We start from the raw sequence: 13,660 nt of genomic DNA, 5'->3' as shown, positions 1-13,660 counted from the left end.
AGGCGGCATAACGCGGCGCTCTATACTCAAACATGTCACAAGCCCGTCAATGGGTTAACCATTCTGGCAACGTTTTTGCTTAGTGTTCTTCGCGCGATGCTGCGCAGGGAAACCTCGCCGTACTCTGCAGGATGCCGTCTGTATCTCGTTCGTTTAGTGCATTTTGTTCTTGCTCGTGTTTTGGATTGGCTGCACCGTCGGGCGTTCGGGTTTACGCCGTGGTGCAAAAACCTCTTTGCTAAGGAACATAATAATGTCGCTGAAATTTATCAGAACTCCGCTTTCTCTCGTGTTGGCCGGTTGCCTGGTGACGGCGTTTTCCGCCAGGGCAGATATCGTGATTGGCGTGGCCGGACCGTTCACGGGCCCCAATGCCACCTACGGCGATCAGTACTGGCACGGCGCAACGCAGGCCGCTGAAGACATTAACGCTGCAGGCGGTATCAACGGTGAGAAGATCAAACTGGTTCAGGGAGATGACGCCTGCGAGCCTAAGCAGGCCGTGGCCGTCGCCAACCGTTTAGTTGACCAGGACAAAGTCAACGCCGTGGTCGGCCATTTCTGCTCCTCCTCCACGATGCCCGCCTCCGAGGTTTACAGCGATGCGGGGATCATCGCCATCACCCCGGGCTCGACTAACCCGTTGATTACCGAACGCGGCATGAGCGACATGTTCCGCATGTGCGGCCGCGATGACCAGCAGGGTCAGGTAGCCAGCGACTTCATCATCGACAAGCTGAAAGCGAAACGGGTGGTGATCATTCACGATAAAGACACCTACGGACAAGGTCTGGCAGACGCCACCAAAGCGGCGCTGGCGAAACGCGGGGTTCAGGATGTGATGTACGAGGGGCTTTCGCGCGGTGAGAAAGACTTTAACGCGCTGGTGACCAAGATTGGCGCGCAGAAACCGGATGTGGTGTTCTTCGGGGGCTGTCACCCGGAAGCCGGCCCGCTGGTTCGCCAGATGCGTGAACAGGGCGTACAGGCCAAATTCTTCTCCGGGGACTGTATTGTCAACGAAGAGATGGTGACCGCGGCGGGTGGCCCGCAGTACACCAATGGCATTTACATGACTTTCGGGAAAGATCCGCGCCTGATCCCGGACGGTAAAGCGGTTATCGAGAAATTCCGCGCCGGAAAATTCGAGCCGGAAGGTTACACCCTTTACTCTTATGCCTCCGTACAGGCGATAGCGGCGGCCTTCAAGGCCACCGGCGGCAAAGACTCTGCGAAAGCCAGCGAGTGGCTGAAAGCCAATTCCGTCGACACGGTGATGGGCAAAAAAGCCTGGGACAGCAAAGGCGACCTGAAGGTCTCTGACTATGTGGTTTACCAGTGGGACGACAAAGGAAAATATAAGGAAGTGCAGTAACGGGACGGAGTCACGCTCAACGCCGGCGGGCACGCCTGCCGGCGCGTAATAAACATCAGGCTGCGCGGCTCGCGCAGCCTATAAAACGAGCGCGCTAAAATGAGTACATTCTTCCTGCAACAGTTGATCAATGGCTTAACGCTGGGTTCCGTCTACGGCTTAATCGCCATCGGTTACACCATGGTGTACGGCATTATCGGCATGATTAATTTCGCCCACGGCGAAGTGTATATGATTTCCGCCTATCTTTGCGCCATTGGCCTGGCGCTGCTCTCCTTCTTTGGCCTGCAGTCGTTCCCGCTGCTGATCCTCGGGACGCTGGTGTTCACCATTGTGGTCACCGGGGTTTACGGCTGGACTATCGAGCGCATTGCCTATAAGCCGCTACGTAACTCCACGCGCCTGGCCCCGCTGATCTCCGCCATCGGGATGTCGCTTATCCTGCAAAACTACGCCCAGCTAAGCCAGGGCCCGCGCCAGCAAGGGGTTCCTACCATGCTGGACGGCGTTATTCGTCTGCATCTGGGCGATGGGTTCGTTCAGATAACCTACACCAAGGTATTTATTCTGCTCGCCTCGTTTACCGGCATGCTGGTACTCACCTGGATAATCAACCATACCCGGCTGGGGCGAATGTGCCGGGCAGTGCAGCAGGATCGTAAAATGGCCTCCATCCTGGGCATTAATACCGACCGGATCATTTCGCTGGTCTTTGTTATCGGCGCGGCGATGGCTGGCCTGGCAGGCGTGCTGATCACCATGAATTACGGCACCTTTGATTTCTACGTCGGGTTTGTGATTGGTATTAAAGCCTTTACGGCGGCGGTACTGGGCGGCATCGGTTCCCTGCCCGGCGCGATGCTCGGCGGCCTGATCCTGGGCGTGGCGGAAGCGCAATTCTCCGGCATGGTGAACTCGGACTATAAGGATGTGTTCTCGTTTGGGCTGCTGGTGATGATCCTGATTTTCCGTCCCCAGGGGCTGCTTGGCCGCCCGATTGTGGCCAAAGTGTGAGGGAGAATAAAATGGAATCGCACGCTTTTTCTCTTAAACGCTGCATTCTGGACGCGATTTTTTCCGGGCTGATTGCGCTGATTATCTTCGGTCCCATTGCGGGCGTGGTGCTGGACGGATATCGCTTTAACTTCGACGGGCAGCGTCTGGCCTGGATGGTCGGCATCGTGATGCTGGGGCGTTTTCTGTTAAGCGCGTTTTTAGCTACCCCTGCCGGCACCCGTTTCCAGTCTCGCTTCGAGGCCGACAGCGCGGGGGTGTATGTCCGGCCGCCAGAGTACAAAAGCCGCCTGCGCTGGATTATTCCCCTGGTCATTACCCTTGCGATTTGCTTCCCGTTTGTCGCCACCAAATATGTACTGACCGTCGCCATTCTCGGGCTGATCTACGTTCTTCTCGGTCTGGGGCTGAACATCGTCGTGGGTCTGGCCGGTCTGCTGGACCTGGGGTATGTCGCGTTCTATGCAATTGGGGCGTACGGTCTGGCGCTGGGGTACCAGTATCTCGGCTTAGGCTTCTGGAGCATGCTGCCGCTGGCGGCAATCATGGCCGCCGCCGCTGGCGCCCTGCTCGGTTTCCCGGTGCTGCGCATGCACGGGGATTATCTGGCCATCGTCACCCTTGGTTTCGGGGAGATCATCCGCCTGATACTGAACAACTGGCTGACGTTCACCGGTGGGCCCAACGGCGTATCGGCCCCTCCCCCCACCTTCTTTGGTCTGGAATTTGGTCGGCGGGCAAAAGAAGGGGGCGTGCCCTTCCACGAGTTTTTCCACCTGACCTACAACCCGAATATGAAATTTATCTTTATCTACGCGGTGCTGTTTCTGGTGGTGATGCTGGTGCTCTATATCAAGCACCGCCTGACGCGGATGCCGATCGGCCGGGCGTGGGAAGCGCTGCGGGAAGACGAAATTGCCTGCCGCTCAATGGGACTGAATCATGTGCTGGTCAAGCTGTCGGCCTTTACGCTGGGCGCATCGACAGCAGGCATTGCCGGGGTGTTCTTCGCCACCTACCAGGGGTTCGTGAATCCGACCTCATTTACGTTTTTTGAATCCGCGCTGATCCTCGCCATCGTCGTGCTGGGCGGGATGGGCTCGACGCTGGGCGTAGTGCTGGCCGCTTTTGTGCTCACGGTGACGCCAGAGCTGCTGCGCAGTTTCGCTGAGTACCGTGTCCTGCTGTTTGGCATGCTGATGGTAGTGATGATGATCTGGCGTCCTCGCGGGTTAATCCGCATTAACCGCAGCGGGTATACCGTGCGTAAGGGCGTCGCGCCATGAACGAAACGATATTACGCGTTGAACATCTGATGATGCACTTCGGCGGGATTAAGGCGTTAAACGACGTCAATCTGGACGTTCAGCGCGGATCGATCACCGCCCTTATTGGGCCCAACGGGGCGGGAAAAACCACCGTGTTTAACTGCCTGACGGGCTTCTACAGAGCCTCAGGCGGCAACATTTTATTTAATACCCGCAGTAAAACGACCAACGTCATTCAGGTACTCGGACAGAAATTCCAGCCAGGCGACTGGATTAACCCTGCCCGGTTCGGGCAACGTCTTTTCTACAAAATGTTTGGCGGAACCCACCTGGTCAACCGCGCAGGGCTCGCGCGCACGTTTCAAAACATTCGCCTTTTTCGCGAGATGTCAGTCGTCGAAAATCTGCTGGTCGCACAGCATATGCGCGTAAACCGCAATCTGCTTGCCGGTATCTTAAATACCCCCGCCTACCGCCGGGCGGAAAACGACGCCCTGGACAGGGCCTTCTACTGGCTGGAGGTGGTGGATCTGGTGGAGTGTGCCAATCGCCTGGCGGGAGAGATGTCGTACGGTCAGCAGCGCCGTCTGGAAATTGCGCGCGCCATGTGCACCGGGCCGGAAATGATCTGCCTGGATGAACCCGCCGCCGGGCTTAACCCGGTTGAAACGCATAAGCTGAGCAGCATTATTCGTTTTCTGCGGGATCGCCATGACATCACGGTTTTACTGATTGAGCATGATATGGGGATGGTGATGGAGATTTCAGACGACATTATTGTGCTCGATCACGGCGATGTAATTGCGAGGGGAAAACCCGCGCAGATCCAGCATGACGAAAAGGTGATTGCCGCCTATCTGGGCACGGATGAAAGCGAGGTCACCCTATGAGCGAACCGCTGCTCGCCTTTCGCGAGGTGGATGTTTTTTACGGCGTCATTCAGGCGCTGAAACAGGTTTCCCTGGAGGTAAAAAAAGGGGAAACCGTGGCGCTGATCGGCGCAAACGGCGCCGGAAAATCGACACTGCTGATGTCCATCTTTGGCCAGCCCCGCATCCGCAGCGGGCAGATCCTGTTCGGTGGTGAAGATATCAGCCATAAATCCACCCACTACGTCGCCTCCGGCGGCATTGCCCAGGCACCTGAGGGGCGACGTATTTTTCCCGATATGACTGTGGAAGAGAATCTGCTGATGGGTACCATCCCCATCGGCAGCCAGTTTGCCGCTGACGATATGCAAACCATGTTTGACCTCTTCCCTCGTCTTAAAGAGCGGCGTAAACAGCGCGCGATGACGATGTCCGGCGGAGAACAGCAGATGTTAGCCATTGCCCGGGCGCTGATGAGCCGTCCGAAACTGCTGCTGCTGGATGAACCCAGCCTGGGCTTAGCGCCCATTGTCGTGAAGCAGATTTTCCAGACGCTGCGCGAGCTGGCCCAAAGCGGGATGACCATTTTTCTGGTGGAGCAGAATGCACACCATGCATTGAAGCTGTCTGATCGTGGGTATGTGATGGTTAACGGCCAGATCCGCCTGAGCGGCAGCGGCGAGGAGCTGTTGGGGAATCAGGAGGTGAGGAAGGCGTATCTGGGTGGGGTGTGACTGGCGGATGCGGGTTTTCGACGTCAGCCCCGACAGATCGCCCGCCACTGTTTATCTGCTGAATTTTCCTTTATCCCAACCTTCACCTCGGGCGGTTAAGTCGATTGACGGTACGACCGCGATTCCCTCAGCATCATAAAAAAATGCTGAGCTAGTAAAGTCATATACGGTCCCATGAACAGTGAAAGAGATGTTATTGCCGATCCCGTCAACCTTTGCCCGCGGAGTATTCGCCGTGAGGGTCGGGGCGATATTCTGTTTTTCGAGACCGACCAGCGGATCGCCGTTAATCTTGCTCGCTAAAAAATAGCGGTAAACGTTGCCCGTAGTCATGTCCGGCTCAGCGTATTCAGTAATGTATAACCATGTTCGTGGTGTGAGCTGGCGAACCTCATAAAGTTTGTCACGCACCGTTACGCGCTCGATATGCTGTAAATAACAGTACCCTGCGATCGCAACGCCCATAATTATGGTAGTGATCCAATGCAGCACTCTAAAAGTGATGCTGTTTAGCATAGTCAATTCCCTGTTTTATCCAGAACTGATCAATCGGGTCATCGCCGAACGGGGGACCTTGCGTGAAATTTCCCCAATCTTCGCGTGATGTGCCCGCTTTCCACTGCGCTGCGCCAGCGGCCATATGTAGAATTTTTGCGGGAATGCATGCTGCATAACCAACTGCGCCAAAATGAAAGTTACCAAAATCAGCCCACAGTCGATTTTTTTGTTTGTAATCCCACGACCCGCCGTTTCTGACTCGCTGATAAAACCAGATATATGTAAGCGGGGTGGCCATATCCTGCACTTCGCGCCGTGCCCTCGCGAGCCTGATGTGTTCCCGCAAAATCTCCAGTCCACGGGGCGGGTAAATCGGTATGCATGCCATCGTTAATTCCTTTGACCTGGCAAAACCAGCAACATAAGGGCAACGGCTACGCAGTGTACTGTTTGAGATCAAACTATTAATTTTATTATTTATATCAATAGGTAATACTATTTGATTAATCTCATCGATAACACAATCTGTATTACAGACAAACCCGTTTTAGCTGTTAATAACCTTTTACCCACCAAAAAGGAGTATTGAAAATGGCTATTCCGGCTTATCTCTGGCTAAAGGACGACGGCGGCGCGGATATCAAAGGATCAGTTGATGTACAGGATCGTGAAGGAAGCATTGAAGTCCTTTCATTTAGTCACGGATTATTAGTACCAACCGATAATGGGACAGGTAAAATCACGGGTACGCGCCTACACGCACCGCTAGTAATCGAAAAAGAGTTTGATAGTTCAAGTCCGTATCTCTACAAAGCAGTTGCCACTGGCCAGACGCTAAAAAGTGCTGAGATCAAGTGGTATAAAATTAACGATGCGGGACAAGAGGTTGAATATTTTAACATGCTGCTTGAAAACGTCAGGGTAGTCAGTATTAACCCCGTCATGCATAACTGCAAAGAGCCAGGGCTTCAGATACATAATCATAATGAAGGTTTACAACTTCGCTATGAGCGGATTACCTGGAAGTATTGTGATGGAAACGTCCAATACTCAGATGCATGGAATGAGCGTGTGACAGCGTAATTAAGGGCGGTTAATCCGCCCACTGTTTAATAGCGGCCGCGCCGGGTCATTGAGTCGAAAGCGGAAAGGTAGAATTCAGGCACAAAAAAACCACCTTTCGGTGGTTTCACGACACTGCTTATTGCTTTGATTATTCTGCTTATTCCCATGGTACCCGGAGTGGGACTTGAACCCACACAGCGCGAACGCCGAGGGATTTTAAATCCCTTGTGTCTACCGATTCCACCATCCGGGCTCGGGAAGAAAGTGGAGGCGCGTTCCGGAGTCGAACCGGACTAGACGGATTTGCAATCCGCTACATAACCGCTTTGCTAACGCGCCGTAAAACTTTTCAAAGTGACACCCGCTAGTGCGCATGTCTTTAATCTGGAGCGGGAAACGAGACTCGAACTCGCGACCCCGACCTTGGCAAGGTCGTGCTCTACCAACTGAGCTATTCCCGCATGTCATCAAGTAAACGTCTAACCACTTGATTTCATTATCGTCCGGCTTGCTGTGCCGCCGTTCGATGCGTTGCATTCTACTGATATGACGTTATGAGTCAACGTTATTTTTTGCATCCCCGGATCGTTTGCTGAAAATTACGGCGAAACGATCACTGATCAAGCAAATCCCCGCGCGCGGCGTTCAAATATTGCAGCATTGACCACAACGTCAGCACTGCCGCCACCCACAGCAGACCAATGCCCGCCCATTCAACCCAGGCGTTTGGACGCCAGAGCATCCAGACCAGCGCTGCCATCTGCGCGGTCGTTTTCACTTTACCAATCCAGGAGACCGCCACGCTGCTGCGTTTCCCCAGTTCCGCCATCCACTCGCGCAGCGCGGAGATGATGATCTCACGGCCGATCATGGTTGCCGCCGGCAGTGTTACCCACCAGGTATGATAGTGCTCGGCCACCAGCACCATCGCGATAGCCACCATCACTTTATCCGCTACCGGATCGAGGAAGGCACCGAAACGGGTGCTTTGATTCCAGCGACGGGCCAGATAGCCATCAAACCAGTCGGTAACCGCCGCAATCAGGAAGATCAGTGCGCAGGCGAAAGGCGCCCAGACAACCGGCAGGTAAAACGCCAGCACAAAGAATGGAATGAGTACGACACGAAAGAGAGTGAGCAACGTAGGGATATTATATTGCATAGTGACGGTAACTATTTGTTGTCAGTAAAATTTAGCTCTATGTTGCTACAGAGTCCTCAATGTTTCAACGAGTAGTAGATCTTTTCTGCCAGCCCTTGCGAAATACCCGGCACTTTTGCAATTTCTTCCATACTTGCGTTGAGTAATCCTTGCAATCCGCCCATATATTTCAGCAGCATCTGCCGACGTTTCGGCCCCACGCCCTCAATCGTTTCCAGGGTACTGGTATTTTTCACCTTCGCGCGTTTTTTGCGATGACCGCTGATGGCATGGTCGTGGGACTCGTCGCGAATATGCTGAATGACGTGCAGCGCCGGGGAGTCCGGCGGCAGGCTGAAGCCCTCACCTTCCGGCTCGAAGAACAGGGTCTCCAGACCGGCTTTACGATCGGCCCCTTTAGCCACACCCAGCAGCAGCGGATGGTTTTTATCCCAGCTGACGTCAAGCGATTCAAAGACCGCTTTCGCCTGGCCGAGCTGCCCTTTCCCACCGTCAATCAGGATCACATCCGGGATCTTGCTCTCTTCAATCGCTTTACCATACCGACGGCGCAGTACCTGATTCATCGCCGCATAGTCATCTCCCGGCGTAATGCCGGTGATGTTATAGCGACGGTATTCCGCGCGCAGTGGGCCATTGGCGTCAAACACCACGCAGGACGCTACCGTCTGTTCACCCATCGTATGGCTGATGTCGAAACACTCCATACGCTTCACTTCCGGCAGCTTCAGCAGTGTGGCCAGCGCCGTTAAACGCTGGCTTACCGTCGATTGCTGAGACAGTTTCGTCGTCAGTGCCGTCGCCGCGTTGGTGCGCGCCAGCTTTAGATAACGAGCCCTGTCGCCGCGCGGTTTGGTCTGTACATTGACCCGACGGCCGGCAAGTTCGGAAAGCGAATCGGCCAGCAGGGTTTTATCATCAAGGCTGAAATCAAGCAGGATCTCAGACGGCAGCGTGCGCATCTGGCTCCCCTGCAGATAGAACTGGCCGACAAAGGTTTCCACGACTTCACCCAGTTCGGTGCCGCCAGGCACTTTCGGGAAATAGCTGCGGCTGCCAAGCACTTTGCCCTGGCGAATAAAGAGAACGTGCACGCAGGCCATTCCGGCGTCAAAGGCCACGCCGATGACGTCGAGATCGTCCCCGCTATTGGAGACAAACTGTTTTTCCGTGACCCTGCGTACCGCCTGGATTTGGTCGCGGATGCGCGCGGCCTCTTCGAATTCCAGCGCGGCGCTGGCCTTTTCCATCCGTTCAATCAGCTGGGTTAACACCTGATCGTCTTTTCCGGCTAAAAACAGGCGCACGTACTCCACTTGCTGGGCATACTCTTCTTCGCTCACCAGCCCGGCCACGCAGGGCCCAAGGCAGCGCCCAATCTGGTACTGCAGGCACGGCCGCGAGCGGTTACGGTAGACGCTGTTTTCACACTGGCGGATCGGGAAGATTTTTTGCAGCAGCGCCAGCGTTTCACGCACGGCATAGCCGTTCGGGAACGGCCCAAAATATTCACCCTTCGCATGTTTTGCACCGCGGTGCATGGCGAGGCGAGGATGGGTGTCGCCGCTCAGGAAAATGAACGGGTAGGACTTATCATCACGCAGCAGCACGTTATAACGCGGCTGGTAGAGCTTAATATAGTTGTGCTCAAGCAGCAGCGCTTCGGTCTCAGTGTGCGTGACGGTAACATCAATATTATGAATAAGTGAGACCAGCGCTTCGGTCTTACGGGAGGCAAGGTTGCTGCGAAAATAGCTGGAGAGGCGTTTTTTGAGATCTTTCGCCTTCCCCACGTAGATAACCGTACCGCCAGCGTCATACATGCGATAGACGCCAGGCTGGCTGGTAACGGTTTTCAGAAATGCTTTTGAATCGAACACTTCACTCACTGACTTAACAACGTCTCTGCATTACACAAACCATGTCGGATGGCCAGATGCGTCAGTTCAACATCACCATGAATGTTCAGTTTACTGAACATGCGATAACGATAGCTGTTCACCGTTTTTGGGCTGAGATTCAACTGTTCCGAAATCTCATTCACCTTCTGACCTTTGGTGATCATCAGCATAATCTGCAATTCACGCTCAGACAAACTGGCAAACGGTGATTCGGTTTTCTCAGGTTCGATCTGACTCAGCGCCATCTGCTGAGCGATGTCGGACGCAATGTAGCGCTGTCCGGCAAACACGGAACGGATAGCATTCACCACCTCCTGCGGCGCAGCCCCTTTACTCAGGTAACCTGCGGCACCCGCCTGCATTACTTTCGCAGGCAGTGGATTTTCCGTATGCACGGTCAGCATGATGACTTTCGTATCAACAAAGGTACGCGCGATTTTGCGTGTGGCTTCAAGACCACCGATACCGGGCATGTTCATATCCATTAACACCACATCGGCGGAATTTGTGCGGCACCATTTTACCGCGTCTTCGCCGCAGCACGCCTCGCCGGCAACTTTAATACCTTTAATATCTTCAAGAATGCGTCGTATCCCTGCGCGCACCAGTTCGTGGTCATCAACAAGAAGGACGTTGATCAAAGGAAATGTCTCCAGAATAGGGATAACGCTACTGAGTGTTAATTTGGTTTATATTAACGGTTTTCCTCACAAGATTAAAACGTTAAAAAACCCGCTATTGGATTCTGCTCTCGTTTTTGGAAATTAGCCTGTACAGTCCCTGGAAAGCGAGTCCGTGCATTCAGGGCTTTTGCGCCTTTTTTTAAGCATCTGTATTCAAAAAGTTACGAAAAATCTGCACCCTTTAGCCGCCAAAAAACAGTTCTCAAATTTTTGTAACAATAATTAACGACAAACGAACCGGGCATATACAATTAATCGCCATTAACAGCGGCTCAGTTTACCGGTACGTTCTGTTTACGCAATTAAACACCCGCGTAAAAGTACGAAAAACAACCGCTGCATTTTTTGCTTCAGCTTGTGGTATACTCCGCCGCCTTGACTTTCGTCGTCGCGCTTTAGCGCCGTTTAATAATGAGGAAAATAAATGAGCACACCTGAATTTGCCACTGCGGAGAATAACCAGGAACTGGCACAGGAAGTAAACTGCCTGAAAGCACTGCTGACCTTGATGCTGCAGGCGATGGGCCAGGCTGACGCTGGCCGTGTGATCATTAAAATGGAAAAACAAATCGCGGAGATGGAAGACCAGGCTGAATCAGCGGTATTTGCGAACACCGTTAAGCAAATCAAACAAGCCTACCGCCAGTAACAAAAAACGGCTGAGTGCAGTGCATTCAGCCGTTCGTTCGTCTGTCACGCAGAACGTATTGTCTAATCAGATCAGTCCTGTTGCCGCCGCGTAGCACGCGATTTGCGTCTTGTTCGGCGCGTTGAATTTCTTCTGCATATTTTTCTGATGGAAGTTAACGGTATTCTCCGAGATAGAGAGAATGATCGCTATTTCTGCTGACGTCTTCCCTTCCGCGGTCCATTTCAGAATTTCCCGCTCACGTTTACTGAATTTCATTTCGGGTGGCATCACCATCCCATCTGCAAAACGCATCAGAGAGGTTAAGGCCATTTGCACCAGCATCTGCAGCCGCAGTTCTATTTCTTCCTGCCTGAACGGCACATCCTGCACACTAGTACGGGAAACTGACAGGAAACCGAGCGCGTGATTAGGCAGCATCAGACACTGCGTTATTCCCGTGCGTAAACCGTGGTCCTGTGCGCTATGCCATAATTCCTGCGCATCAGCGAATAATGCGTCTGTCCAGGGGAGATGACCCTGAATGAAATTCTCCGCCTTTAAAACCGGATCAATCGCGAAATAGTTCGCGGAATGATATTGCGCCATCCACTGTTTTGGATAAGTGGTTTGCAACGAGATCTTCGGTCGCGTAAATGGCACGGGATGACGCACGCAGAGCGCGTAATAATCGAATTCCAGCGCCTGCGTTTGTCGCTGAAGTTCCTGATATACCTCGTCGGCACAGGTCAATTCCTGAAACCGGAGGAAGCAATCCCGTCGCCAGGTGAAAAAGTCTGAATCCTTCATACTTACTAAATGAAGCCTCTGAAAAGATAATCATTATTATGGTGAATATAACCTAACACATAAAACTTATTTCTAACTACAAAATATCGGCAATAGCACAATTAACTTTACTATTGATAAGGTTTATCCAGGCAGGATGGAATAAAAAAACATCGAATCAGGTGAAGGAGGAGAATAATTTGCCCCAGAGTAAATTTCTGGAGCAAATTAGTGCGAAAATGCTACTGCATAAGGAATTTTTCAAGGAACTGACGGGTTCGCGGCTGCTGCGGATCGGCAAACAGGCGTTTCGCCGGCCCCTGCTCCACAATACGTCCCTGGTCCATAAAGATGGCACGGTCAGCAACGTCGCGTGCAAAGCTCATTTCATGGGTCACGATCACCATCGTCCGTTTTTCCTGCGCCAGCTGGCGAATGGTGTTCAGCACCTCGCCCACCAGTTCCGGGTCGAGCGCCGAGGTGGGTTCATCAAACAGGATCACGTCCGGGCGCATAGCCAGCGCGCGCGCTATCGCCACACGCTGCTGTTGTCCCCCCGAGAGGCGTCGCGGATAGCTGGTCTCTTTACCCGCCAGGCCGACTTTGGCGAGCAGTTCGCGCGCGCGCGCCGTCGCTTCCTCTTTCGGTTCACCTTTTACGATGACCGGCCCTTCAATAATGTTCTCCAGCACCGTCCGGTGTGGGAAAAGGTTGAAGTTCTGGAAAACGAAGCCGACATGCTGGCGCAGGCGACGAATCAGTCCTTTCTGCTGGCTGATGGATTTGCCGGTATCAATCGTTATCTCCCCAACCCGGATAGTGCCGCCTTCCGGCTGTTCCAGCAGGTTAATGCTGCGCAGGAGCGTGGTCTTTCCTGACCCGCTCGGTCCGATAATCGCCACCACTTCGCCCTGCTCGACTTCCAGGTCGATCCCGTGAAGTACCGTTTGACCGTGGAATTTTTTCACCAGGTTTTTGACATCGATAGCACTCATTTTGGATCACGCTCCTGGCGGTTAAGCTGGTTTTCGAAGTAGTTTTGCAGCGCAGACAGCACCGTCGCCATCACCCAGTAAATCAGCGAAGCGGCAAGATACATGGTGAAAACTTCAAGCGTGCGGGAGGTAATCAGCTGCGCCTGACGGAACAGCTCCGGCACCTGAATGGTTGCCGCGAGTGAAGTATCTTTCACCAGGCTAATGAAGCTGTTGCTGAGCGGCGGAAGCGCCACCCGGGCCGCCTGCGGCAGGATCGCGCGGCGCAGGGTCTGCCACGGGGTCATACCGATACTGGCCGCGGCCTCCCACTGCCCTTTATCAATGGAGGAGATAGCCGCACGCAGGGTTTCGGAGGTGTACGCCGCGGTATTGAGCGACAGGCCAATCATTGCCGCCGGGATCGGATCCAGCTCGATACCAAACTGCGGTAAGCCGTAGTAGATCATGAAGAGCTGGGCGATGAGCGGCGTACCGCGAAATACGGAGATATAAAAGCGCGCCAGCCAGCGTACCGGCAGGAGGGGTGACATGCGCATTAAGGCCAGCACAAAGCCCAGCACCAGCCCGAAGAACATCCCGCCAATACTGAGCTGTAATGTAAATACCGCGCCTTTCAGCAGATAAGGCAGCGAATCAATAACCAGTTGAATACTTTCTTGCATTATTATTTTTCGAC

The 13,660-nt window shown here is 53.5% G+C and carries 15 protein-coding genes and 3 tRNA genes; 7 read left to right on the top strand and 11 right to left on the bottom strand.

The features are described from left to right. Positions 1-253: 253 nt before the first annotated feature. The 5 genes from EKN83_RS10160 (at position 254) to EKN83_RS10140 (ending at position 5,260) form a co-directional block, all read left to right on the top strand. A complete protein-coding gene (locus tag EKN83_RS10160) occupies positions 254-1,375 on the top strand; it encodes a branched-chain amino acid ABC transporter substrate-binding protein (RefSeq protein ID WP_023312277.1) in 1,122 nt (373 codons plus the stop codon). 99 nt (positions 1,376-1,474) lie between these two features. After that, entirely contained in the window at positions 1,475-2,389 is a 915-nt protein-coding gene (locus tag EKN83_RS10155; protein ID WP_025760171.1) for an ABC transporter permease subunit, read from the top strand. Positions 2,390-2,400: 11 nt separating this feature from the next. Continuing rightward, a complete protein-coding gene (gene livM, locus EKN83_RS10150; RefSeq protein ID WP_126800866.1) occupies positions 2,401-3,675 on the top strand; it encodes a high-affinity branched-chain amino acid ABC transporter permease LivM in 1,275 nt (424 codons plus the stop codon). Further along, complete coding sequence (locus EKN83_RS10145) at positions 3,672-4,547, top strand: ABC transporter ATP-binding protein (protein WP_025760169.1); 876 nt, start codon at positions 3,672-3,674, stop codon at positions 4,545-4,547. The genes livM and EKN83_RS10145 overlap by 4 nt, the downstream gene beginning before the upstream one ends. Continuing rightward, positions 4,544-5,260, top strand: coding sequence for an ABC transporter ATP-binding protein (locus EKN83_RS10140; protein WP_126800865.1), 717 nt, complete (start codon positions 4,544-4,546; stop codon positions 5,258-5,260). Before EKN83_RS10145 ends, EKN83_RS10140 begins: the two co-directional genes overlap by 4 nt. A gap of 51 nt (positions 5,261-5,311) precedes the next feature. On the opposite strand, the gene EKN83_RS10135 is transcribed toward EKN83_RS10140, so the two are convergent. Beyond that, a complete protein-coding gene (locus tag EKN83_RS10135) occupies positions 5,312-5,776 on the bottom strand; it encodes a hypothetical protein (protein WP_126800864.1) in 465 nt (154 codons plus the stop codon). Next, on the bottom strand, positions 5,754-6,146 hold the full coding sequence (locus EKN83_RS10130; protein WP_126800863.1) for a polymorphic toxin type 44 domain-containing protein: 393 nt from the start codon (positions 6,144-6,146) through the stop codon (positions 5,754-5,756). Before EKN83_RS10130 ends, EKN83_RS10135 begins: the two co-directional genes overlap by 23 nt. A gap of 203 nt (positions 6,147-6,349) precedes the next feature. Here EKN83_RS10130 and EKN83_RS10125 point away from each other — a divergent pair, with 203 nt between their 5' ends. Then, positions 6,350-6,841: an Hcp family type VI secretion system effector gene (locus EKN83_RS10125; RefSeq protein ID WP_126800862.1), complete on the top strand. Its 492-nt coding sequence runs from the start codon at positions 6,350-6,352 to the stop codon at positions 6,839-6,841. A 148-nt stretch (positions 6,842-6,989) separates the two neighbouring features. On the opposite strand, the gene EKN83_RS10120 is transcribed toward EKN83_RS10125, so the two are convergent. From EKN83_RS10120 to uvrY, 6 genes are all read right to left on the bottom strand, one after another. Beyond that, positions 6,990-7,076, bottom strand: a tRNA-Leu gene (locus EKN83_RS10120). Between the two features lie 12 nt (positions 7,077-7,088). Continuing rightward, a tRNA-Cys gene (locus tag EKN83_RS10115) sits at positions 7,089-7,162 on the bottom strand. A 46-nt stretch (positions 7,163-7,208) separates the two neighbouring features. After that, positions 7,209-7,284: transfer RNA gene (locus EKN83_RS10110), tRNA-Gly, on the bottom strand. A 152-nt stretch (positions 7,285-7,436) separates the two neighbouring features. After that, on the bottom strand, positions 7,437-7,985 hold the full coding sequence (gene pgsA / locus EKN83_RS10105; RefSeq protein ID WP_008500348.1) for a CDP-diacylglycerol--glycerol-3-phosphate 3-phosphatidyltransferase: 549 nt from the start codon (positions 7,983-7,985) through the stop codon (positions 7,437-7,439). Between the two features lie 56 nt (positions 7,986-8,041). Next, positions 8,042-9,874 carry an excinuclease ABC subunit UvrC gene (uvrC, locus tag EKN83_RS10100; RefSeq protein ID WP_045285387.1) on the bottom strand — a complete coding sequence of 611 codons (1,833 nt, stop codon included), beginning with the start codon at positions 9,872-9,874 and terminating at the stop codon, positions 8,042-8,044. Beyond that, positions 9,871-10,527, bottom strand: coding sequence for a UvrY/SirA/GacA family response regulator transcription factor (uvrY, locus tag EKN83_RS10095; RefSeq protein WP_013096026.1), 657 nt, complete (start codon positions 10,525-10,527; stop codon positions 9,871-9,873). Before uvrY ends, uvrC begins: the two co-directional genes overlap by 4 nt. A gap of 466 nt (positions 10,528-10,993) precedes the next feature. On the opposite strand from uvrY, the gene EKN83_RS10090 reads away from it, so the two are divergent. Beyond that, positions 10,994-11,218, top strand: a complete 225-nt coding sequence (locus EKN83_RS10090; protein ID WP_008500345.1) for a DUF2594 family protein — start codon at positions 10,994-10,996, stop codon at positions 11,216-11,218. 66 nt (positions 11,219-11,284) lie between these two features. Here EKN83_RS10090 and sdiA read toward each other — a convergent pair whose 3' ends face one another. The 3 genes from sdiA to tcyL all read right to left on the bottom strand — a co-directional run bounded on the left by sdiA (position 11,285) and on the right by tcyL (position 13,646). After that, positions 11,285-12,007: a transcriptional regulator SdiA gene (sdiA, locus tag EKN83_RS10085; protein ID WP_025759910.1), complete on the bottom strand. Its 723-nt coding sequence runs from the start codon at positions 12,005-12,007 to the stop codon at positions 11,285-11,287. 221 nt (positions 12,008-12,228) lie between these two features. Then, entirely contained in the window at positions 12,229-12,981 is a 753-nt protein-coding gene (gene tcyN, locus EKN83_RS10080; protein WP_045285389.1) for an L-cystine ABC transporter ATP-binding protein TcyN, read from the bottom strand. Further along, a complete protein-coding gene (gene tcyL / locus EKN83_RS10075; RefSeq protein WP_025759914.1) occupies positions 12,978-13,646 on the bottom strand; it encodes a cystine ABC transporter permease in 669 nt (222 codons plus the stop codon). Before tcyL ends, tcyN begins: the two co-directional genes overlap by 4 nt. Positions 13,647-13,660 lie beyond the last annotated feature (14 nt).

This window comes from Enterobacter sp. WCHEn090032 (assembly GCF_003986875.1).
GTDB classification, from domain to species: Bacteria; Pseudomonadota; Gammaproteobacteria; order Enterobacterales; family Enterobacteriaceae; genus Enterobacter; species Enterobacter sichuanensis.
The sequence above is the reverse complement of the archived record's forward strand: the minus strand, read 5'-3'. Positions and strand labels throughout refer to the sequence as shown.

Excerpts from the sequence above, each read along its gene's own strand:
- EKN83_RS10145 (WP_025760169.1), top strand. The coding sequence starts at position 3,672 with ATGAACGAAACGATATTACGCGTTGAACATCTGATGATGCACTTCGGC.
- EKN83_RS10130 (WP_126800863.1), bottom strand. The coding sequence starts at position 6,146 with ATGGCATGCATACCGATTTACCCGCCCCGTGGACTGGAGATTTTGCGG.
- tcyL (WP_025759914.1), bottom strand. The coding sequence starts at position 13,646 with ATGCAAGAAAGTATTCAACTGGTTATTGATTCGCTGCCTTATCTGCTG.
- sdiA (WP_025759910.1), bottom strand. The coding sequence starts at position 12,007 with ATGAAGGATTCAGACTTTTTCACCTGGCGACGGGATTGCTTCCTCCGG.
- EKN83_RS10155 (WP_025760171.1), top strand. The coding sequence starts at position 1,475 with ATGAGTACATTCTTCCTGCAACAGTTGATCAATGGCTTAACGCTGGGT.
- tcyN (WP_045285389.1), bottom strand. The coding sequence starts at position 12,981 with ATGAGTGCTATCGATGTCAAAAACCTGGTGAAAAAATTCCACGGTCAA.
- livM (WP_126800866.1), top strand. The coding sequence starts at position 2,401 with ATGGAATCGCACGCTTTTTCTCTTAAACGCTGCATTCTGGACGCGATT.
- EKN83_RS10135 (WP_126800864.1), bottom strand. The coding sequence starts at position 5,776 with ATGCTAAACAGCATCACTTTTAGAGTGCTGCATTGGATCACTACCATA.
- EKN83_RS10090 (WP_008500345.1), top strand. The coding sequence starts at position 10,994 with ATGAGCACACCTGAATTTGCCACTGCGGAGAATAACCAGGAACTGGCA.
- EKN83_RS10140 (WP_126800865.1), top strand. The coding sequence starts at position 4,544 with ATGAGCGAACCGCTGCTCGCCTTTCGCGAGGTGGATGTTTTTTACGGC.
- pgsA (WP_008500348.1), bottom strand. The coding sequence starts at position 7,985 with ATGCAATATAATATCCCTACGTTGCTCACTCTCTTTCGTGTCGTACTC.
- EKN83_RS10125 (WP_126800862.1), top strand. The coding sequence starts at position 6,350 with ATGGCTATTCCGGCTTATCTCTGGCTAAAGGACGACGGCGGCGCGGAT.
- EKN83_RS10160 (WP_023312277.1), top strand. The coding sequence starts at position 254 with ATGTCGCTGAAATTTATCAGAACTCCGCTTTCTCTCGTGTTGGCCGGT.